This is a genomic window from Neobacillus pocheonensis (assembly GCF_050477905.1).
Taxonomy (GTDB): domain Bacteria; phylum Bacillota; class Bacilli; order Bacillales; family Cytobacillaceae; genus Neobacillus; species Neobacillus pocheonensis_A.
The window spans coordinates 196,599-218,465 of sequence record NZ_JBCNAD010000007.1 but is presented as its reverse complement, the minus strand read 5'-3'; the positions used below and the strand labels follow the sequence as shown (position 1 = coordinate 218,465).

The 21,867-nt window shown below is 38.5% G+C and carries 17 protein-coding genes and 1 pseudogene; all 18 read right to left on the bottom strand.

The features are described 5' to 3' along the window. Positions 1–17 precede the first annotated feature (17 nt). A pseudogene (locus ABES02_RS03925) lies at positions 18–1,257 on the bottom strand (M16 family metallopeptidase). Positions 1,258–1,354: 97 nt separating this feature from the next. Beyond that, on the bottom strand, positions 1,355–2,302 hold the full coding sequence (locus tag ABES02_RS03920; RefSeq protein WP_430131020.1) for a polysaccharide deacetylase family protein: 948 nt from the start codon (positions 2,300–2,302) through the stop codon (positions 1,355–1,357). A gap of 131 nt (positions 2,303–2,433) precedes the next feature. Further along, positions 2,434–4,551 (bottom strand): polyribonucleotide nucleotidyltransferase, encoded by a 2,118-nt coding sequence (pnp, locus tag ABES02_RS03915; RefSeq protein ID WP_430131017.1) that lies wholly within the window; start codon positions 4,549–4,551, stop codon positions 2,434–2,436. A gap of 234 nt (positions 4,552–4,785) precedes the next feature. Continuing rightward, a complete protein-coding gene (rpsO, locus tag ABES02_RS03910) occupies positions 4,786–5,055 on the bottom strand; it encodes a 30S ribosomal protein S15 (RefSeq protein WP_430131014.1) in 270 nt (89 codons plus the stop codon). Between the two features lie 437 nt (positions 5,056–5,492). After that, positions 5,493–6,440 carry a bifunctional riboflavin kinase/FAD synthetase gene (gene ribF / locus ABES02_RS03905; protein WP_430131012.1) on the bottom strand — a complete coding sequence of 316 codons (948 nt, stop codon included), beginning with the start codon at positions 6,438–6,440 and terminating at the stop codon, positions 5,493–5,495. A 32-nt stretch (positions 6,441–6,472) separates the two neighbouring features. Beyond that, positions 6,473–7,393 carry a tRNA pseudouridine(55) synthase TruB gene (gene truB / locus ABES02_RS03900; RefSeq protein WP_430131009.1) on the bottom strand — a complete coding sequence of 307 codons (921 nt, stop codon included), beginning with the start codon at positions 7,391–7,393 and terminating at the stop codon, positions 6,473–6,475. A 259-nt stretch (positions 7,394–7,652) separates the two neighbouring features. Continuing rightward, the gene (gene rbfA, locus ABES02_RS03895) at positions 7,653–8,024 is read right to left on the bottom strand and encodes a 30S ribosome-binding factor RbfA (protein WP_430131006.1); all 372 of its coding nucleotides are present in this window, start codon (positions 8,022–8,024) and stop codon (positions 7,653–7,655) included. Between the two features lie 17 nt (positions 8,025–8,041). Continuing rightward, the gene (locus ABES02_RS03890; protein WP_430131319.1) at positions 8,042–8,320 is read right to left on the bottom strand and encodes a DUF503 domain-containing protein; all 279 of its coding nucleotides are present in this window, start codon (positions 8,318–8,320) and stop codon (positions 8,042–8,044) included. Further along, positions 8,320–10,641: a translation initiation factor IF-2 gene (infB, locus tag ABES02_RS03885; protein WP_430131004.1), complete on the bottom strand. Its 2,322-nt coding sequence runs from the start codon at positions 10,639–10,641 to the stop codon at positions 8,320–8,322. The genes ABES02_RS03890 and infB overlap by 1 nt, the downstream gene beginning before the upstream one ends. Before the next feature lie 19 nt (positions 10,642–10,660). Continuing rightward, positions 10,661–10,963 carry a YlxQ family RNA-binding protein gene (locus ABES02_RS03880; RefSeq protein ID WP_430131001.1) on the bottom strand — a complete coding sequence of 101 codons (303 nt, stop codon included), beginning with the start codon at positions 10,961–10,963 and terminating at the stop codon, positions 10,661–10,663. A gap of 8 nt (positions 10,964–10,971) precedes the next feature. Continuing rightward, entirely contained in the window at positions 10,972–11,244 is a 273-nt protein-coding gene (gene rnpM, locus ABES02_RS03875) for an RNase P modulator RnpM (protein WP_430130998.1), read from the bottom strand. Between the two features lie 17 nt (positions 11,245–11,261). Beyond that, on the bottom strand, positions 11,262–12,383 hold the full coding sequence (nusA, locus tag ABES02_RS03870) for a transcription termination factor NusA (protein WP_430130995.1): 1,122 nt from the start codon (positions 12,381–12,383) through the stop codon (positions 11,262–11,264). 37 nt (positions 12,384–12,420) lie between these two features. Next, positions 12,421–12,891 (bottom strand): ribosome maturation factor RimP, encoded by a 471-nt coding sequence (gene rimP / locus ABES02_RS03865; protein WP_430130993.1) that lies wholly within the window; start codon positions 12,889–12,891, stop codon positions 12,421–12,423. A gap of 217 nt (positions 12,892–13,108) precedes the next feature. After that, positions 13,109–17,437 (bottom strand): PolC-type DNA polymerase III, encoded by a 4,329-nt coding sequence (locus ABES02_RS03860; RefSeq protein ID WP_430130990.1) that lies wholly within the window; start codon positions 17,435–17,437, stop codon positions 13,109–13,111. A 164-nt stretch (positions 17,438–17,601) separates the two neighbouring features. Beyond that, entirely contained in the window at positions 17,602–18,864 is a 1,263-nt protein-coding gene (gene rseP / locus ABES02_RS03855; RefSeq protein ID WP_430130987.1) for an RIP metalloprotease RseP, read from the bottom strand. Positions 18,865–18,882: 18 nt separating this feature from the next. Then, on the bottom strand, positions 18,883–20,025 hold the full coding sequence (dxr, locus tag ABES02_RS03850) for a 1-deoxy-D-xylulose-5-phosphate reductoisomerase (RefSeq protein WP_430130984.1): 1,143 nt from the start codon (positions 20,023–20,025) through the stop codon (positions 18,883–18,885). Positions 20,026–20,054: 29 nt separating this feature from the next. Next, complete coding sequence (locus tag ABES02_RS03845; protein WP_430130981.1) at positions 20,055–20,846, bottom strand: phosphatidate cytidylyltransferase; 792 nt, start codon at positions 20,844–20,846, stop codon at positions 20,055–20,057. Between the two features lie 35 nt (positions 20,847–20,881). Beyond that, positions 20,882–21,661, bottom strand: a complete 780-nt coding sequence (locus ABES02_RS03840) for an isoprenyl transferase (protein WP_430130978.1) — start codon at positions 21,659–21,661, stop codon at positions 20,882–20,884. Positions 21,662–21,867 lie beyond the last annotated feature (206 nt).

The following is a 21,867-nucleotide window of genomic DNA, read 5'->3' as shown; positions in this document are numbered from 1 at the left end:
ACCGAACTGTTTTCTGCTTATGAAAGTTTAGTTGGAAATTCTCCATCAGGACTTATTAATGTAACCGAATATTTATCATTAAAAACTTGTCTGGTCATTTCATCGACACTGTTTTTTGAAACTAAATCAATTTGTTCGATAATTTCATCTAGTGAACGATGGCGTTTCAAGAGCAATTCATTTTTTTCCATTGCGGCTCATCCTGCTATTAGTACTTTCCAAGCTTAGCATTAAGCTTCCTTTTAACTGCTCTTTACTATTGGTTAATTCTTTTTCGGTAATCCCGTTTTGTTTTAATTTTTCTAGTGTTTCTTGGATGGTTTCATATAGCACATCCAGTTGCTTTGCTCCAGTTCCCCCATATACGGTGACTACGCCGCTATCCTGGTAAGCGGAGTGATAGGAAAATACGGAGTATGCTAAGCCTCTTTGCTCACGTACTTCTTGGAATAATCTAGAGCTCATGCTGCCGCCTAAAATATTATTTAGGGTAATCAGGCTGTATACATCCTCATGCCCCACCTTTAAGCCTTCAAATCCAATACATAAATGTGCTTGCTCTGTTTCTTTTTTACGCGAAATTCGGTTAGAATGAAAAACTGGAATATTTTCTGGAACTTCTTTTGCGCCCCCATCGTAGGAACCGAAATAGTTCTCCACTTCTTGAATAAATGATTCCGATATATTTCCGGCGATTGAAATAACCACATTTTCTGGAGTATATCTTTCTTTAATATATTCTTTAAGTGTTTCACCAGTAAACGTATTTAATGTTTCCTCCGTCCCTAGAATCGGATACCCTAGAGGATGATCTTCATAAACGGCTCTGCTTAATAAATCATGAACAATGTCATCAGGTGTATCTTCGTACATCTTGATTTCTTCTAAGACAACATTTTTCTCTTTCTTTAATTCCTCTTCTACAAAAGTAGAATTGAAGAACATATCTGCTAATACATCTAATGCAAATTTGGAATGGGTATCAAGGACCTTTGCATAATAACAGGTATATTCCTTTGAAGTAAAGGCATTAACCTGACCACCAATACTATCAAAGGATTCAGCAATTTCCTTAGCTGTACGTGTGGTTGTTCCTTTGAAAAACATGTGCTCAAGAAAATGAGAAATTCCATTCCTTTCAGGATTTTCATTCCTCGAACCAGTCCCAATCCAAATACCTATGGCAACAGATCGTACGGTAGGAATATTTTCTAATACAATTCTTACTCCATTTTGGCAAGTGTATTTATTTATCATCGACTTCCTCCTGTCTCTAAGCAGCAGATGGTACTATCCATTTGTAATTATACTTTTAATGACTAGTTTCTCCAAACTTTTGGAACTTCTTGCTCTTTTATTTTATGATTCTACTCTCACTCATTAGCTCTGAAACCGTACCAATTTTTAAATTTTTTTTCTCAATTAATGTAATTAAGCGATCAAGCGATTTTGCAGTGGCTTCCGTTGGATGCATAAGAACCATAGAACCATTGTCAATTTTTGTAATCACACGATTAATTAATACTTCTGGTGTAGGCCTTTGCCAGTCGATTGTATCTACTGTCCACATAACTGTTTTCATGTGTAAATCATTGGCAATTTTTATTGTTTCATCTCGATAGCTGCCGCTTGGAGGGGCAAACCAAACACATTTTTTCCCTGTAGCTGCTTCAATGACTTCATTCGTTCTAATTATTTGCTCTCTTGCCTGCCCAGCCGTGAGCCGCTTCATGTCAGGATGGGAATAGGAATGATTACCTACTTCATGCCCAGCGCTTACAATCATTTTAGCAAGATCAGGATTATTTTTGACCCAATTTCCTTCAAGAAAAAAACTAGTTGAAATATGATGTTGTTTCAAGGTTGCAAGCATTTGGGATAAATATTCGTTCCCCCAGGCAACATTTATAATAAAGGTTACCATCGGTTTATCCGGATTCCCCTTGTAAATAGGAGAGGCTGGCAAATCGTTTAGATGCACCTTTGGTTTTATCTGAGTAAAGACTAGTTTCTTTTCATCAAAAACACCTTTATGTTTCATATTTTTATAGGAGGCCGCAATATCAACCTTCAGCCCATTATATCCTGGAATGGCTTTCCAAACCGGGTCTATTTTGGCATCTGAAGGTGGAATTTCATATGTAGTAGTATTTTTCACGATACTTTGATAAAGAGGATCTGACTGTTTTACCACTGGTAGCGCGGAATCCTTTAAAGTGGCTACATACTTATTCACCAAAGGATTGTTGACAGAAAACCCTGCCACAACGATAAAAACGAAAACAATAATTGCTCTTTTCATCTAAGTTCTTCCCCCTTCTATACAGAGTATGTATTAAGGGGACAAGGTAGAACATTGGAACTTATACATGAAAAAGTCAGGGTCCGGGCCCTGACTTTTTATGATCTCAGATACCAACAGACTGAGTTTGATTATTTTGTTTCTTCAGCTTTTTCCTTCTGTTCCTTTAATACCGCTTTGCGTGAGAGGTTTACACGGCCCTGTTTATCAATTTCAGTGACTTTTACTAACAATTCGTCACCAATTTTAACAACATCCTCAACTTTTCCAACCCGCTCTTCAGCAAGTTCAGAAATATGCACTAAACCATCTTTACCGGCAAAAATCTCGACGAATGCACCAAATTTTTCAATCCGCTTAACTTTACCAAGATACATTTGGCCAACTTCCACTTCACGAACAATATCTTCGATAATTTTCTTGGCTTTTTGATTCATTTCTTGGTTTGTTGATGCGATAAAAATAGTACCATCCTGTTCAATATCGATTTTAACACCAGTTTCTTCAATAATTTTATTGATTTGCTTTCCGCTCGGTCCAATAACATCGCGAATCTTATCAGGATTAATCGCCATTGTTAATATTTTTGGCGCAAATTGTGAAAGTTCCTCTCTTGGTTCTGAAATTGTAGCAAGCATGGAGTTCAAAATATGCATTCTTCCAATCTTCGCCTGCTGCAGAGCTTCTTCCAAAATTTCACGGGAAAGACCTTCAATTTTAATATCCATTTGGAGGGCTGTAACCCCTTTAGCAGTTCCTGCTACTTTAAAATCCATATCTCCAAGATGGTCTTCCATACCTTGAATATCGGACAAAACGGTATAATGTTCACCTGATTTTACAAGACCCATTGCAATTCCTGCTACAGGTGCTTTAATTGGCACCCCCGCATCCATCATTGCTAATGTACTGGCACAAATACTTGCTTGTGAGGTTGAACCGTTTGATTCAAGAACCTCAGAAACTAGACGGATTGTATATGGAAAATCCTTTTCAGATGGCACAATTGGTTCAAGTGCTCTCTCTCCAAGCGCACCGTGCCCAATTTCCCTTCTACCTGGTCCACGAATTGGACCTGTCTCTCCAACACTAAAGGATGGGAAGTTATAATGATGCATAAAGCGTTTTTCTTCCTCAATACCAAGTCCATCTAGGATTTGGACATCTCCCATTGCACCAAGTGTACAGATGCTCAAGGCTTGAGTCTGACCACGTGTAAACAAACCTGATCCGTGAGTTCGTGGCAAGATCCCAACTTGTGAGGATAATGGACGGATTTCATCGATTTTACGGCCGTCAGGACGAACCTTTTCGACAGTAATTAAACGGCGAACTTCACCTTTGACAATCTTGTCCAAAATCTGTTTGACTTGTTTTAAATCATCATCATTTGCTTCCTGTTCTTCAAACCGGGCAATGACTTGTCTTTTTACTTCTTTAATCGCGTCTTCACGGGCATGCTTTTCCTGAACTTGAATCGCATTCACCATATCGGCTTCACAGAGTTCTCTTACTTCTGCTTCAAGTTCTTTATCAATTTCATAAAGAGATATTTCTCTTTTTGGCTTACCAATTTCAGCTACAATTTTTTCTTGGAATTCAATCAAGCGTTTGATCTCGTCGTGACCGAACATGATTGCTTCTAACATCGTTTCCTCAGGTACTTCAAGTGCACCTGCTTCAACCATGTTAATAGCATCCTTCGTTCCAGCAACAGTTAAGTGGATATCGCTTTTTTCAGCTTGATCAACAGTTGGATTGATAATAAATTCATTATTAACTCTACCAACTACAACACCAGCAATTGGCCCTTCAAATGGAATATCTGATGTACTTAAAGCTAATGATGATCCAAACATTGCTGCCATTTCAGTTGAGCAATCTTGATCCACACTCATTACAATACTGATTACTTGAACATCATTTCGGAATCCATCAGCAAAAAGCGGACGAATCGGACGGTCAATAAGGCGGCTCGCTAATATTGCTTTTTCGCTTGGACGGCCTTCACGCTTAATAAAGCCTCCGGGTATTTTACCCACTGCATATAACCGCTCTTCGTAATTAACTGTTAATGGAAAAAAATCTAAATTTTTAGGTTCTTTTGAAGCTGTTGCAGTACTGAGAACTGCTGTATCCCCATAGCGAACAAGGACAGCACCATTTGCTTGTTTGGCTAATTGTCCAAGTTCGACAGATAACTTGCGGCCTGCCCAATCCATGGAGTACTCATGTTTCGTTTGTTCCATATTTTTACCCCTCTCTATCTAAATCACTTAGGAGGATGATGCGAAAGAAAACCTTTCACTGTGATCATCTTACTAAATCTTTAAAATATAAAAAAAGCCTAAAAAGCTTATGTTATCCATTCATTCACATATAATAGTATGCACAAATAAGTCCAGTCTTAAAATATGTATACAAAATTCTTTCTTCTTTAAAAAAACCTAATAAAAAAGCGGGAAAAATCCCGCTTCTGTAAACTAACGACGTAGGCCAAGCTTATTAATTAAAACACGGTAACGTTGTACGTCTTTGTTACGTAGGTAAGTCAAAAGATTACGACGTTTACCAACCATTTTCAAAAGACCGCGACGTGAGTGGTGATCTTTCTTGTGAGTACGTAAGTGCTCATTCAAATTGTTGATTGATTCTGTAAGGACAGCGATTTGAACTTCTGCAGATCCTGTGTCGTTATCATGAGTTTTATACTCACTGATTAGTTCATTTTTACGTTCTTGAGTGATTGCCATCCATGTTCACCTCCTAAATTTACAAATCCCCAGTTACCGAGCAAGCGTTGGTGAATCGCTTTGCCAAGCAAAGGTTATTTTTAATACGTAATTAAGAATACAACCTTTTACGTCAAAAAGCAAGTTAAAACCTAAATATAATGGAGGAAATACTTCTAATTTACAACAAACTTCTTGGTTTTTTGCTATATGTGCAACTCATGAGGACAGTTTCCGCTTTTCTTGCCTGAGTTTAGTCCCCATGAACACTCTATGCGGACAGTTTTCGCTTTTCCTGCCTAGGTTTTGTCCTCATGAACGCTCTATGCGGACAGTTTTCGCTTTTCCTGCCTGGGTTTTGTCCTCATGAACACTCTATGCGGACTGTTATTGCTTTACCAACTTGGCTTTTGTCCTCATGACACTCTAACAAAGACGTTTCATTTTTCCATTTATGATCACCGACGATTATCTTCAAAGTAAGATATGGCAGTTTGCTTGTCCCTATCAATTTGTGCTACAAGCTCATCAATTCCCGAAAATTTTTGTTCTTTTCGAAGGTATAGATGCCACTCGATGACCACTTCTTCCCCGTAAATATCTTGATTAAAGTCAAATAAATGCACTTCAATGGATATCTTCAAAGAATCTTTATTGAATGTTGGTTTAAAACCTACATTACATACACCATTATACCAATGATTTTTCACTTTCATTCTAACAGCGTACACACCAAGAGGAGGGATAATATACTCTTCATTCACATTTACGTTAGCAGTTGGAAAACCAATCGTTCTTCCACGTTTATCTCCATGAACAACCGTTCCCGTTGTCGAATAAAACCTGCCAAGCAAATTTGGAAGTTCATCGGTTTTTCCTTCTTTTAATAACCTGCGGATTCTTGTTGAACTAACCTTTTCATCACCTTCAGAAAACTTGGGAATAACGGAATAAGAAAATTCCTCTCTTGAATGAAAGGGAAGAGTTTCCATATTCCCTTTTCCCATTCGCCCATAAGAAAAATCAAAGCCAGCTACTACATGCTTTACATTTAATCCGATCACAAATTGATCGATAAATTCCTGAGGCAAGAGATTAGCAAATTCCGCTGTAAAATGAACAACAAAGAGGTAATCAATTTCCAATCCCTCAATAATGCTAATTTTTTCTGTTAACGGGGTAATATATTGTACATGCTTTTCATTTTTTCCTAACACTACAGAAGGATGCGGATCGAAAGTCATGACCGCACTATGTAATCCCCTATTTTCCGCCTGCTTCTTTGCCTCAACAATAACTTGCTGATGGCCGCGGTGTACACCGTCAAAATAACCTAGAGCCATAGCAAGCGGGGGAAATTCATGTTTCTCTAAATTAAATGGAAAACTAAGCTTCTTTATTTCCAATTGAAACTCACCTTTTCTATATCGTAACCTTTTTATACTATCTCATTTCTTAACACTTTAACTGGTTTAAGAAGTCCTGGCTTGTTTGGATGCTTTGCATAGATAGCAAGCGCCAGCCCCTCTGTGGTTTCAGCGATAATAGGTCCGTTACTGTTATTTAAATGTTCTGGTATTTTTAATAGTGCACCATTTTTCACTTTCTCTGCTACTGTATCATTAATCAGTAATTTCGGCAAATGAGAAAGTGCTGTTTCTAATGGCCTCAATACCTCTTCCATTTTTCCAGCTTCCATCATTTTTTCTATTTCATCAAAAGTTAAACAATCCTCTAATTTAAACGATGCGGATTGGATTCTTATCAAATTCGACATATGTGCAGGAAAGCCGAGGAGCTCACCCATCATAACCGCCAATGTACGGATATAGGTCCCTTTGCTGCAACTGACTCTAAAGCGAAATTGAATCGTTTCACCAGAAAATTCACTGCGATCATCAAGAAGTTCGATGGTATATATATTTACCTTTCTGGTTGGCCGCTCCACTTCAATTCCTTTACGGGCGTATTCATAAAGACGCACTCCCCCTACTTTAACAGCAGAATACATGGGAGGAGTCTGCTCAATTTCTCCTGTTAAGGAATCAAGGACATTCATGATTTCATCTCGAGTTATGGTGCGATCTACTAGTTTCTGTGCAACAATTTCTCCTGATGCGTCTTCTGTTGTTGTAGAAAAGCCAAGGGTCACTTCCCCTTCATAAGCCTTCCCGGCATCGGTAATATACTCGGCAACCTTGGTTGCTTTTCCAATACATATCGGAAGAACACCGGTAACATCTGGATCCAGTGTACCTGTGTGTCCAACCTTCTTTGTTTTTAAAATCTTTCTTAATTTAAAAACACAATCATGAGAAGTTAACCCTGCTGGTTTAAATAATGGTAAGATTCCTTCCAAACAATTCTCTCCGTTCTTAAACTTTTTTTTACTTTTAATGATAGGCTGTGTTAAACATGGCTGTTGATTTCCGCTTCAGGCACGAGCGGTTCGCGGGCGGTACGGGGAGCCTCCTCGTCGCTTCGCTCCTGCGGGGTCTCCCCTGTTCCGTACTCCCGCAGGAGTCTCCGTGCCTTACGCTCAAATCAACAGAGTCAAAAAATCAACGTTTTCCATTAACACAGCCAATTGAAAAAAGGATAGACATAAGTCTATCCAGTTATTCTTCTTCATGCTTTTCCATAGGTGTATCATCGGAATGCAATTGATGAAGAAGTGTTTCAATTCGATTTCCATAATCGATTGATTCATCAAATTCAAAAATGATTTCAGGTGTTTTGCGCAAACGAATACGATGGCCAATTTCAGTCCGGATAAACCCTTTCGCTTTAGCTAGACCTTTTAACGTATTCTCTTTTTGCTCGTCATCACCTAATACAGAAATAAATACTTTTGCTTGTTGAAGATCTCCTGTTACTTGAACATCGGTAACGGTAACAAAGCCAATCCGAGGATCTTTAATTTTACGGCCAATTATGTCACTTAGTTCTTTTTTCATTTGTTCTCCAACACGATTTGCTCTGTGGCTCACTTATTTCACCTCTTAATTTAAAGCCAATCAATCTCGGTGATCGTTCTTTCTATCTCAGGGAACGAGTCGATTAGTTTTAATGCGTTCTGCAATTCCTGCTCAGTCGAAATCCTGTTAGAGGTGACAGCCACTATGGCTATTTTCGTTCTCTGCCATACATCCTGGTAATCAACCTCTGACACGGAAATATTATATTTTTGCTTTAAGCGGGTTAGGATTCGCTGCAAAACTGCTCGTTTCTCTTTTAAAGAATGGGCGTTATATATTACACATTCACATACGGCCGAACCGATGATCATTTACGTTCAATTTCTTCCATTACAAATGCTTCAATGATATCTCCTTCTTTAACATCATTGAAGTTTTTAATGGTAATCCCACATTCGTAGCCTTGAGCCACTTCTTTAGCATCATCCTTAAAGCGTTTTAAGGCATCAATTTGTCCTTCGAAAATAACAACACCGTTGCGGATTAAACGAATGCCGCTATCACGGGTAATTTTACCATCGGTTACATATGAACCGGCAATTGTACCAACCTTAGAAACCTTGAAGGTTTGACGAATTTCAGCTTGACCAATAATTTTCTCTTGGAATTCTGGGTCAAGCATTCCTTTCATCGCAGCTTCCATTTCTTCGATTACTTTATAGATAATACGGTGAAGTCGAACATCTACTTTTTCTGCTTCTGCTGCACGTTTAGCATTTGCGTCAGGACGGACATTAAAGCCGATCACGATAGCATTAGAGGCAGCGGCAAGGCTAATATCAGATTCATTAATCGCACCCGCGCCACTATGGATAATCTTAATATTTACGCCTTCTACATCAATTTTTTGCAAGGAAGCGGCTACAGCCTCAGCAGATCCTTGAACATCAGCCTTTAAGATGATGTTTAGATCTTTCATTTCCCCTTGCTTTAATTGATCAAATAAAGTTTCTAAACTAACGATTGACTTTTCGCCACGTTGAGCTACCAATGCTGTTTGAGCACGTGCTTCTCCAACTTGACGGGCTGTTTTTTCATCTTCAAAAACAACAAAGCGGTCGCCGGCTTGTGGAACATCATTAAGTCCGGTAATCTCAACTGGTGTTGACGGACCTGCTTCCTTAACGCGACGGCCAAGGTCATTTACCATCGCACGGACACGACCATACGTATTTCCTACAACAATTGGATCCCCAACTTTTAGTGTTCCATTTTGAACTAATAAAGTGGCAACTGAACCGCGTCCTTTATCTAACTGTGCTTCGATAACAGTACCAACTGCTTTTCTATTTGGATTTGCTTTATATTCTTCTACTTCACCAACAAGAAGGATCATTTCTAAAAGATTATCGATACCTTCACCAGTTTTTGCAGATAGAGGAACAAAAATGGTTTCCCCGCCCCATGCTTCAGCAACTAATCCATGTTCGGTTAATTCCTGCATAACTCGGTCAGCATTTGCTGCTTCTTTGTCCATTTTGTTGACCGCTACAATGATAGGTACTTCTGCGGCTTTAGCATGATTGATCGCTTCAACAGTTTGCGGCATTACACCATCATCAGCAGCAACCACTAAAATGGTAATGTCTGTAATTTTCGCACCACGTGCACGCATCGTTGTAAAAGCAGCGTGTCCAGGAGTATCGAGGAAAGTTATTTTCTTTCCGTTTTCAACAACCTGATAGGCTCCAATATGTTGAGTAATACCTCCTGCCTCACCTTCCGTTACTTTCGTGTTCCGGATGGAATCAAGCAAGGTTGTTTTACCATGGTCAACGTGTCCCATGATGGTTACAACAGAAGGTCTTTCCACTAATGTATCTGCTGAATCTTCTGTAAAGTATACTTCAAGGTCTGTTGTATCGATTTTGATTTCTTCTTCAACCTCAACCCCATACTCACCAGCAATTAATTCAATCGCATCTTTATCTAAAACTTGATTGATGGTTGCCATTACACCAAGTAAAAAGAGTTTTTTAATGATTTCAGAAGGCTCACGATATAACTTCTTCGCTAGCTCTGCAACTGTAAGAGATTCACTAAAAGTAATTTTAGCAGGAAGCTCCTTCTCTTTTTTCTTTTGTGGCTGTGCTTGCTGTTGTTGCACGTGTGTGTTATTTTTCTTTTTATTGTTTTGATTATTACGATTTTGGTTGTTATTATTAAACGGTTTACTCTTAGCTTTTCCAGAATTGAAGGCTTTATTTTCTTTTGACTGGTATTCCTGATCATGCTTTTTGCCTTCTTTATTCTTTGGCGGTGTTACCACTTTCACCTTGCTTGGGACAACTTTTTTATCATCATCATCCTCAAATGCTTTAGGTGTGGTTTTCACCTGCACTTGTGGCTTATTAGCTTGCTGCTGTTGAGCAGGACGACCGTTGTTATTTGTATTTGTACGTTTCGCCTGCGAACCATTCGTCTGTTTTTGCTGTGAATTATTTACCTGTTTTTGTTGCGGTGCATTCTCTTTTTTATTGTAAGTTGCATCCAACTTTTTAATGTCTGAATCCTCTAGAGTTGCCATATGATTTGAAACCTCTATATTCATTTCTTTTAGTTTTGTAATGATTTCTTTACTTGAAATATTATATTGTTTTGCATATTCATAAACGCGTAGTTTACTCATTTTTTCACCCCCGCTAGATTTAATCGAGCAACGTTACCAGTTTTTTTGCAAATCCATCATCCAGAACAGCAACAACAACGCGGGCTTCTTTGCCAATCGCTTGACCAAGAAGATGACGATTCTCCACAAATTTATATGGAACTTCATAAGAATTACATTTATCAGTAATTTTTTTGGTTGTATTTTGAGATGCATCTGCGGATAATAAAATGAGTTTTGCTTTTCCGCTCCGAATCTCCTTCACAGAAAGCTCCTCACCCGATATGATTTTGCGCGCTCGATTGGCCAAGCCAAGCAATGACATCCATTGATTTTGTTTCATTTGGATAGTCAGTTCTCCTTCTCTATTAGCTCAAGTAATTCATTATATAATGAATCATTTATTGGTACCTCTAAATGATTCGATAAGGTGTTTTTTTTCTTGGCTAACAGAATAGCTTCTTTGTCTTTAGAAAGGTATGCACCCCTGCCGGACTTTTTCCCCGATAAATCAATGGTGACATCCCCTTCCTTAGAGCGAACGATGCGAACGAGTTCTTTTTTCGGTTTCATTTCACCGGTTGCCACACACTTGCGCATAGGAACTTTTTTCTTATTGTTCACGATCATTCACCTCTACTTTATTCCAATTCATCATCAAAGTTGAAATCATCATCAACTTGATCATCAAAAAGTCTGATTGTTTCTTCCCTTGGATAAATTCCAAGTTCACGTGCTTCCGTTTCAGATTTGATATCAATTTTCCAACCTGTTAACTTGGCAGCCAAGCGAGCATTTTGTCCACGTTTGCCGATTGCCAATGAAAGTTGATAATCTGGGACAACCACTGTTGTCGCTTTTTCATTTTCATTAACCATTACATCTAAAACTTTAGATGGGCTAAGGGAATTTGCAACAAAAACAACGGGATCATCAGACCACTTTACGATATCAATTTTTTCACCCTTTAATTCATTTACCACCGCTTGAACTCTTGTTCCTTTTGGTCCGACACAAGATCCTACTGGATCAACCTCTTGGTTATCGGAGTGAACAGAAATTTTTGAGCGATCACCTGCTTCACGGGCAACTGATTTAATTTCAACGGTCCCGTCATAAATCTCAGGTACTTCGATTTCAAATAAGCGTTTAAGCAATCCTGGGTGAGTCCGGGATACGAAAATTTGCGGACCCTTCGTTGTTTTTTCTACCTTCGTAATAAATACTTTAATCCGGTCATGCGGCTTATATCTTTCATTTGGCATTTGTTCATTTACCGGCAGTAAAGCTTCAATTTTCCCGAGGCTTACGTATATGAATTTAGAATCAAGCCTTTGAACAATACCAGTCATAATATCTTCTTCACGGTCGATAAATTCTGAATAAATAATTCCTCTTTCAGCCTCTCGTACACGCTGTGTAACCACTTGCTTCGCCGTTTGTGCGGCAATTCTTCCAAAATCCTTTGGCGTAACTTCCATTTCCACGACGTCTTCTACTTGATAGTTCGGATTAATTCGTCTTGCATCCTCGATAGAAATTTCCAAACGTGGATCAAAAACCTCATCGACCACTTCTTTTCTGGCAAACACACGCATGGAACCTGTTTGTAAGTTTAAATCTATTCGTACGTTTTGTGCTTGATTGAAATTACGGCGATAGGCCGAAATAAGTGCTGCTTCAATAGCTTCGATTAAAATATTTCTGGAAATACCTTTTTCTCTTTCCAGTATCGTAAGAGCATCTAATAATTCGCTGCTCATCTGTTTGTATCCCCCTAATCCTCTTCAATTTTATTTCTTATGAAAAAATAACGGCTAATCTGGCATTCGCAACTTTCTCATAGGGAATTTCAATAGTTTTTTTCCGGGTTTTGATTTTCACTTCAACTTTAATGGTTTGACCATCAAATTCTAACAACTGGCCTTCGAAGCTTTTTTCCCCATCAATTGGCTCATAGGTTTTGATAAAGACGTTTTTGCCAATCGCCTTTTCGAAATCCTTTGCCTTTTTTAATGGACGTTCTGCACCAGGAGATGATACTTCCAGAAAATAGTTATGCGGGATTGGATCAATTTCATCAAGTTTTTCGCTAAGTCGCTCACTGACAATGCCGCAATCCTCTATATCCACACCTGTTTCTTTATCGATATATACGCGAAGAAACCAGCTTTTTCCTTCTTTGACATACTCGATCTCAACTAATTCCAAACCAAGATCTTGAAAAATTGGTGCAGCCAGCTCTTCAACCACTTCCGTTACTTTGCTCATGCTATACCTCCTTTTTCAATATTTTCACCCATATTTTATGTAGTTCACGGAAAGTTTAATTAAGTTACTCTGTAAAAAAACCTTTATAACAAAGACGAAAGAGTGGGAGGATCCCCACTCTTGTACACGAGAGTATTTCTTAGTATTTCCAATAAAACTATATCATAACCAACAATCATATGCAAATGGAATAAAGCCAGACCGCGGTTTTCCCTATTTAGAAAAGGGATAGCTGATTTTGTTCAGGAAGTGATTTCAAACAGCCTTGCTTATCTAGATATTCAAGAATAGTCTTCGATACTTTACCGCGTTGCTGCAAGTCTTCCTTCGATAAAAACTCTCCATCTTCTCTTGCCTTCACAATATTAAACGCTGCGTTTGTTCCTAGACCTGGAATCGAATTAAATGGAGGAATTAATGTGTTTCCTTCAATTATAAATTCGGAGGAATCTGATTTGTATAAATCGTAATTTTGGAAGGAAAAACCTCTTTCTGTCATCTCAAGTGCTAGTTCAAGCACTGTTAATAGGTTTTTCTCTTTATTTGATGCTTCTAGTCCCTTGGCGTTGATTTCTTCAATTTTCGCCCTTATTGCTTCTGATCCTCGTGACATAGCCTCAATATCAAAGTCCTCGGCACGGACCGTAAAATAGGCTGCGTAATATAAGAGAGGCAAATGCACTTTAAAATAAGCAATCCTTACAGCCATTAGTACGTATGCGGCAGCATGGGCCTTCGGGAACATATATTTTATTTTTTTGCACGAGTCGATGTACCATTCCGGCACTTCGTTCTTTCGCATTTCGGCTTCCATTTCTTCCGTTAAGCCCTTCCCTTTACGAACTGATTCCATAATTTTAAAAGCAAAGGAAGGATCTAATCCCTGATAAATAAGGTAAACCATAATATCATCACGACAGCCAATTACTTCACTTAAATTACAGATATTATTATGGATTAACTCTTGGGCATTCCCTAACCATACATCCGTCCCGTGAGAAAGTCCTGAAATTTGAACTAACTCAGAAAAGGTTGTTGGTTTTGTATCTTCTAGCATTTGCCGTACAAATCGAGTACCGAATTCAGGGATACCAAGGGTTCCCGTTTTACACATGATTTGCGCTTCCGTTACTCCTAGTGATTCGGTCCCGCTAAAAATCTTCATGACTTCAGGGTCATCTGTCGGTATGGTTTTTGGGTCCATCCCGCTTAGGTCCTGAAGCATTCTTATAACAGTTGGATCGTCGTGACCAAGGATATCAAGCTTTAGTACGTTATCATGGATGGAATGGAAATCAAAATGCGTTGTTTTCCATTCAGAATTTCTATCATCGGCTGGAAATTGAATCGGTGTAAAATCATAAACATCCATATAATCAGGAATAACAATAATTCCCCCCGGGTGCTGTCCGGTTGTTCTTTTTACACCCGTACATCCTGATGCAAGCCGTTCCACCTCCGCACCGCGGATTTGCAGATTATTGTCTTGCTGATATGCTTTTACGTATCCAAAAGCCGTTTTATCAGCTACCGTACCGATTGTTCCTGCACGGTATACATATTCCTCACCAAACAAAACCTTTGTATAATTGTGAGCTCGCGGCTGATATTCACCCGAGAAGTTTAAGTCGATATCGGGAACTTTATCCCCTTTAAAACCAAGGAATGTCTCAAACGGTATATCATGCCCGTCTTTATGATACTTCTCCCCACAATTAGGACAATCCTTATCAGGTAAATCAAAGCCCGAACCTACCGAACCATCATTAAAGAACTCGGAATTCTTACAGGTTGGGCAGACATAATGCGGTGGCAATGGATTGACTTCGGTAATTTCCGTCATCGTTGCGACCAAAGACGAACCGACTGATCCCCTTGATCCAACAAGATAGCCATCATCCAACGATTTTTTTACAAGCTTGTGTGAAATCAAATAAATAACGGCAAATCCGTGGCCAATGATACTTTTTAATTCTTTTTCAAGTCTTGCTTCGACAATTTCTGGAAGTGTATCCCCGTATATTCTTCGTGCCATTGCGTAACTCATTTCACGCATTTCTTCATCGGCACCTTCAATTTTAGGAGTATATAGGTCGTCTTTAATCGGTTTTATGACATCGATCATATCCGCAATTTTATTGGTGTTTGTAACGACAATTTCCTTTGCTTTCTCCTTGCCTAAGAATGAAAATGCATCAAGCATTTCATTGGTTGTTCTAAAGTGAACATCCGGTAATTTATGTCGATTAAGAGGGTTTGCTCCCCCTTGTGAATTAATTAATATCTTTCGGTAGATTTTATCATTTTCATTTAAATAATGAACATTTCCGGTTGCAACAACGGGAATGCCTAATTTATCACCGAGTGCGACGATTTTAGAAATAATATCTTCCATTGCTTTTTCATCGCGGACCAATTCCATTTCAATCAATGGAGCATTAACTTCCTTTGGCATTACTTCAAGGTAATCATAGAATCCAGCAAAGGCCTCAACTTCCTCTGGAGACTTTTGCATCATCCCTTCAAACACTTCACCTTTATTACAAGCAGAACCAACGATAATACCCTCTCTGTATTTTTGCAAAACAGATCTTGGAATTCTTGGGACTCTGTAAAAATACTCGATATGCGAAATGGAAACAAGTTTAAATAAGTTCTTTAATCCTGCTTCTGTTTGTGCTAAAAGGGTGCAATGGTATGGACGAGCTCGTTGATAGGCATTACCTTTACCCATATTGTCATTAAACTCATCATGATATTCGATTCCTTTTTCAAGGGCATCTTTTAACATCTTTAATAATAGATAACCGGTTGCTTCAGCATCATAAATAGCACGATGGTGCTGGGTTAATTCAATATCGAATTTTTTTGCTAATGTATTTAAACGATGGTTTTTTAATTCAGGATAAAGAAAGCGTCCAAGTTCTAGTGTGTCAATTACTGGATTTTTCGCTTTTTCAAAGCCAATTTGTTTATAACCGACATTGAGGAACCCCATATCGAAGGAAGCATTATGGGCGACAAAAACGGAATCTCCTGCCCATTCATGGAACTTCCTTAGAACCTCTTCGACTTCAGGAGCATTTTGCACCATGTCATCGGTGATTCCTGTCAAATTGATGGTTGTTGCCGAAAGGCGGTGATGCGGATTCGCAAAAGACTCAAAGCGGTCAATAATATCCCCGTCTTTCACCTTAACTGCAGCTAGTTCGATTATCGTATCATACACAGCAGAAAGTCCTGTTGTTTCGACGTCAAACACGACAAAGGTATCTTCTGCCAGCAATCTGTGAGCATCATTGTAGGCAATCGGCACTCCATCATCAACTAAATTGACTTCAACGCCGTAAAGAATTTTAATATCATTTTTCTTTCCTGCGCTATATGCTTCTGGAAAGGATTGGGCAACGGCATGGTCAGTAACAGCAATGGCCTTGTGTCCCCATTTTTTCGCCTGGGCAATTAGTGCACTAACCGGTGTAACAGCATCCATCTGGCTCATTGGTGTATGGAGATGAAGTTCTACACGTTTTTCACCATCTGGAGCGGTATCTTTACGACCAGCAGGCTTGAATTCATTAATATCATTTCCAATCATGACAAGGTCGCGTACAAAGGTATCGTTTTGAATACTCCCGCGCACCTTTACCCACATTCCTTTTTTTACGTGTTGGAACATAGCTGCATCTTCTTTATCACGAGAAAACATTTTTACCATAATGGAGCTTGTGTAATCTGTTATTTTAAAGGTAAGGAGTGAGCGTCCACTTCTTAATTCTCTAATTTCCGCGTTAAAAATATAGCCTTCTACCGTAACTCGTCTTTCTTCATCAACAATTTCAATCATGCTGCGAAGATCATTATCGTCCTTAATCGTCAGACCAATCGTCAGTGGGCCATCCAAAACTTCTCCACCATTTCCTTGATCCTTTTCTGCTTCTTTCTTCTGCATATCTACCATTGCTTGGAAGCCGCGCTCTTGGTCTTCCTTTTGTTTAGCAAGTAAAAATTGCTGATATTCATCATTTTTGTCTTCATTTTTTATTTCTGTCTCAATTACTAAATTAGGAAAACCATATGACTGAAAAATATTGGTGATGATCGCAGAATATTTTCGCTTTAATGCTTGTCCCTCCGTATCATTACGAACAGAAACTGTTATTTTGTTACCATTTACATCGGGAATCTGTTCGTATAAAAGCTTTAGGAGCGGCGGGGCAATACCATCAATTTGCTGTATACAATAATTCCAATAGTCTCGTAGTAATTCTGGAGAAATAGTTTGATCTGTAACCTGAATATCATGTGATACTGTTGCAATATTCGAAAACGTTTTTTCGAGTCGCGAAGCAAACATAGCATACACATTATAAGGAAGAATCTTTTCAAATAAAAATTGAAAATGCCACTTCCTTGATTTCTTTTCTACCAATAATCTTTCAATTTGGGCATTGTTGAAATGCACTACTACAGCATCTTCGATCAATTGCAGCTGCTGGAGCAAGAGTTGGAATCGCTCTTTTTTGCCTAAGGCATTTTCGCTCATCGTACCCTCTCCCATCTATTAAAAAATCTCTACATTAGTTCTATGTCAAAAAATAATTATATCACAAGACGTAAAATGATTCGGCTTTATTCGACAGAAAACTTCATCCATTTTTATAACGCTTTTACCAAATAAATAAGGGACCGAATATACGGTCCCTCTCCTTATTTCAAGAAAAATCTTTGAATATCATTCCATGTTACCACCAGCATGAGCAGCATGAGAAGGGCAAATCCTATAAAATGTACCATTCCTTCTTTTTGTCTGTCAATAGGCTTTCCACGTACGGCTTCAACTGCAAAAAACATTAATCTGCCACCGTCAAGGGCAGGTATTGGTAATAAATTCATAATTCCTAGGTTAATGCTCAAAATTCCTGCCCATTTCATTAAGTAATATATCCCTGATTTTGCTACTTCATCAGTGGATTTATAAATGCCAACAGGACCAGAGAGTGCATCGATGGAAAACTGACCGGTAACTAATTTTCCAACCATTACAAAAATTTGTTTTGTCCAAAAATACGTTTCTTTAGCACCAGTGGTAACAGCTTTGATTGGTGATTTCTCGACTGGGCTGTAAACACCAATGAGCCCCATCTTTTTGCCTTCCACGGTTTTCTCTTGGGGAGTTACTTGAATCTCTTTTTCTTTACCTGAACGGATGATGGAAAAGTTAAGTGTCTCATTCGGGCTTTTTCGGATGATCTCCACGACATCGGACCAGCTTGAAATTTCTGAGCCACTTATACTTTGGACAATATCGCCTTTATTAAGTCCAGCAGCTTTAGCTGCACCATCAGGTGTAATTTCTCCTAATTTTGGTTCATTTGTTGGAACACCCTGTAACAAGGCTATCAGGACAAAGACAACAAAGGCAAGAACAAAGTTCATCATCGGACCAGCAAAAATCGCCATAAATCTTTGTCCTAAAGTTTTAGAGCCAAATTGACGATCTATCGGGGCAATTTGCGATTCCACGCCATTTTCTACAATAACTGCCTGTGGATGGATGATAAAGGTATGCAAGGATTCATCTGCATCTTCTGGGAAGCCTTTAATCATTAACTCTTTTTCAATATCAGCATATTCTACTTCAACAATCCGGCAATTTGGATACTTTTCTTTATTATTCAAAATAATTTTGCTTACTTTATCTTCCTTATCAAATAACAATCCAATCCGATACCCTGGTTTTATTTCAACCATTTCTGGATCTTCACCGGCCATTCTAACGAAGCCGCCAATCGGTAATAAACGAATCGTGTAAGTGGTTTCTCCTTTTTTATGTGTGAACACTTTTGGACCCATACCGATGGCAAATTCACGGCAGAGGACACCTGCTCTTTTCGCAAAAATAAAATGACCTAATTCATGAAAGAAGACGAGTGCGCCAAAAATCACAATAAAGGCAATAACTGTACTCAATAATAAAACCACCTTTTTTTATAGAAGTGAACGTACAAATTCTCTCGTTTCTTTATCTACCTGTTGAATCACAGCTAGACTTGGATGTGCAATCGTTTGATGAGCAGTTAATGCTTTCTCAATCAAATCTTCAATTTGTAAGAAACGAATTTTACCTTCTAAAAATGCTGCCACAGCTATTTCATTTGCAGCATTTAATACAGTGGGCATCGTTCCGCCAACATTACCAGCCACGTAAGCAAAATGCAGGCAGCGGAATCTCTCAGCATCCATTTCTTGAAAATGCAGTGTTCCTATCTGCGCTAAATTAAGACGATTAGAGGATGGAAGCGGCAGCCGATCTGGGTATGTGAGTGCATATTGGATTGGCACTCTCATATCCGGAGTTCCTAGTTGTGCAATAACACTGCTATCATGGAATTCAACCATGGAATGGATGATACTTTCTTTATGAAGCAGTACATCAATCTTTTCATAAGGCATATTAAACAGCCAGTGGGCTTCTATGACTTCTAACCCTTTGTTCATCATGGTTGCAGAATCAATTGTTATCTTAGCTCCCATCGACCAATTAGGGTGATTTAACGCCTCTTTAACAGTTACTTCTTCTAATTCCTTCCTAGTGCGGTCACGAAAGCTTCCACCTGATGCGGTAAGAATTAATCTTTCAATATTTTTCTCTCTCTCTCCTTGCAGGGCTTGGAAAATAGCTGAATGCTCACTGTCTACAGGAAGAAGTGGAACATTTTTTCGTTTTGCGGCCTCCATAACCAAATGTCCAGCGGTTACAAGTGTTTCTTTATTTGCAATCGCAATGACCTTGCCGCATTCAATTGCCTGTAATGTAGGATTTAGGCCAACACTTCCCAGCACTGCATTGACAAGAATGTCAGCTTTTTCAAAAACTGCAACTTCGATTAATCCTTCTTCACCAAATGTGAATTTCACAGCGGGAAATTCTGCTTTTAATTTATTACAATCATTTATGTCTTGTACAGAAACTAGCTCAGGTTGAAACTCAACAATTATCTTTCGTGCAAAGTCAATATTTTTACCAACAGAGAAGGCAGTTAAGTTAAATTCTGTTGGATGTTCACGAATGATATCTAATGTTTGGGTGCCTATCGAACCTGAAGCACCTAATAAACTTATTGTCTTCAAAAATGTCAACTCCTAAAAAGAAAAGCAATTTACCAAAGGTGGAGTAAGTGTAACAACGGCCATACAAATATGAGACTGTCGAATCGATCAAGAATACCTCCATGGCCTGGTAAAATATTTCCGGAATCTTTTACATTAAAATGACGTTTAAATGCCGATTGGACTAAGTCGCCAATTTGTCCAAAAACAGAAAGAACAACCGTTATCCCCATCAAAGTAAGTAGCCCCACATTTATGTTTGAAAAAAATACAAAAAGGACTGCGATAATAACGGCACACACAACTCCACCAATTGATCCTTCAACTGTTTTATTGGGGCTAATTTCAGGCCAAAGCTTGTTCTTACCTAGCGCTTTTCCAATAAAATAAGCACCTGAGTCAGTTGCCCAGATAATGAATAAAGAATAAAAAATGAATACTAGTCCGCCTTCTTGGCGGGTTTCCGTAAAGAAAAAGAAGCCGATGCCGACATAAAGTGCAGAAAGAATCGAAAAAGCAGCATCTTCAAAAGTAAATCGATTTTTTGTAATTACGGTATACGTTAGTAACAACATGATAAACGCAATACATAGCTCTGTTTTCGAATAGTAGAAAGAATCGATAATGTGATTATATTCCTTTGGGAATATAATCACCCAGAGAAACAAAAGGGATAGTAATCCATGAATCGAAAAAATGTTAAGTTTTCTCATTTTTAATAATTCATATAGACCAATTGTCGCTAAAAAATACGCTAATATGATAAGCGGAAGTCCACCATAGAAGACGATTGGGAGAAAAAGGGCAGCAGCTATAACTCCTGTGATAATTCTTTGTTTCATTTAATAGTTCAACACCTTTTTTATTCTTAAGAGGTTTAAGATATTCCACCAAACCGGCGCTGGCGCTTTTGGAATACTTCAATGGCTTCTAACAAATGTTCCTCACTAAAATCTGGCCATAACACATCCGTAAACCAAAATTCCGAGTATGCCAACTGCCAAAGCATGAAATTGCTCAAGCGGATTTCGCCGCTAGTTCGGATTAAAAGATCCGGGTCAGAAAAATTCGACGTCATTAAGTAGGAAGAAAATACTCTTTCGTCAAGTTCCGTTTCCTTTAATATACCACTTTTGCAATCATTTAAGACTTCTTTGACTGCATCGATAATTTCCGCCCTGCTTCCATAATTCAAAGCAAAGTTTAATACGAGTCCATTATTATGTTTAGTTTGTTCCATCGCTTTTTCTATCGCGTGTCGTGTATGTACTGGAAGCTGATCTTTATAGCCCATCATTTTAACTTGAACATTATTTTCAACTAATTCAGGAAGAAATGTACCTAAAAATTCTTCCGGAAGTTTCATAATATATTCGACTTCATTTTTTGGTCTTTTCCAGTTCTCAGTTGAAAAGGCATATAATGTCAGGGTCTTTATCCCAAGATCATTTGCAAGCATCGTTGTTTTGCGAACCACCTTCATCCCTTCATGATGACCAGCAATCCGCGGCAGGGCTCTTTTTTTAGCCCAGCGTCCATTCCCATCCATAATAATCGCAACATGTTCAGGAACAGGCAGTTTTTTTATTTCTTCTATTTTATCTCGGAGTGTGGAAGAGTTATTTTGGTTCTTCCAAAGCCTTATTTTATTAAACATAACATTGCTCCTCCAATAAATTAATCAGTTCCTCCGATAATAAAGTGAAACTTTAATCAAACCCGGTAGTTATTATGTAATTCTTTCAAGGTAGTCTGCTATTATCATACCAAAAAAGCAGGAAGATATCTCTATTAAATACCTTATGTAAAATAAAAGGAAATAAGAATAATGCAATATCTAAATAAATGGCTCTATTAAACATA

What these genes read in the sequence shown, in the direction of transcription:
- ABES02_RS03920 (WP_430131020.1), bottom strand. Translation starts at nt 2,302, where the DNA reads ATGAAAAGAGCAATTATTGTTTTCGTTTTTATCGTTGTGGCAGGGTTT.
- pnp (WP_430131017.1), bottom strand. Translation starts at nt 4,551, where the DNA reads ATGGAACAAACGAAACATGAGTACTCCATGGATTGGGCAGGCCGCAAG.
- rpsO (WP_430131014.1), bottom strand. Translation starts at nt 5,055, where the DNA reads ATGGCAATCACTCAAGAACGTAAAAATGAACTAATCAGTGAGTATAAA.
- infB (WP_430131004.1), bottom strand. Translation starts at nt 10,641, where the DNA reads ATGAGTAAACTACGCGTTTATGAATATGCAAAACAATATAATATTTCA.
- ABES02_RS03880 (WP_430131001.1), bottom strand. Translation starts at nt 10,963, where the DNA reads ATGAAACAAAATCAATGGATGTCATTGCTTGGCTTGGCCAATCGAGCG.
- nusA (WP_430130995.1), bottom strand. Translation starts at nt 12,383, where the DNA reads ATGAGCAGCGAATTATTAGATGCTCTTACGATACTGGAAAGAGAAAAA.
- rimP (WP_430130993.1), bottom strand. Translation starts at nt 12,891, where the DNA reads ATGAGCAAAGTAACGGAAGTGGTTGAAGAGCTGGCTGCACCAATTTTT.
- ABES02_RS03860 (WP_430130990.1), bottom strand. Translation starts at nt 17,437, where the DNA reads ATGAGCGAAAATGCCTTAGGCAAAAAAGAGCGATTCCAACTCTTGCTC.
- ABES02_RS03845 (WP_430130981.1), bottom strand. Translation starts at nt 20,846, where the DNA reads ATGAAACAAAGAATTATCACAGGAGTTATAGCTGCTGCCCTTTTTCTC.
- ABES02_RS03840 (WP_430130978.1), bottom strand. Translation starts at nt 21,661, where the DNA reads ATGTTTAATAAAATAAGGCTTTGGAAGAACCAAAATAACTCTTCCACA.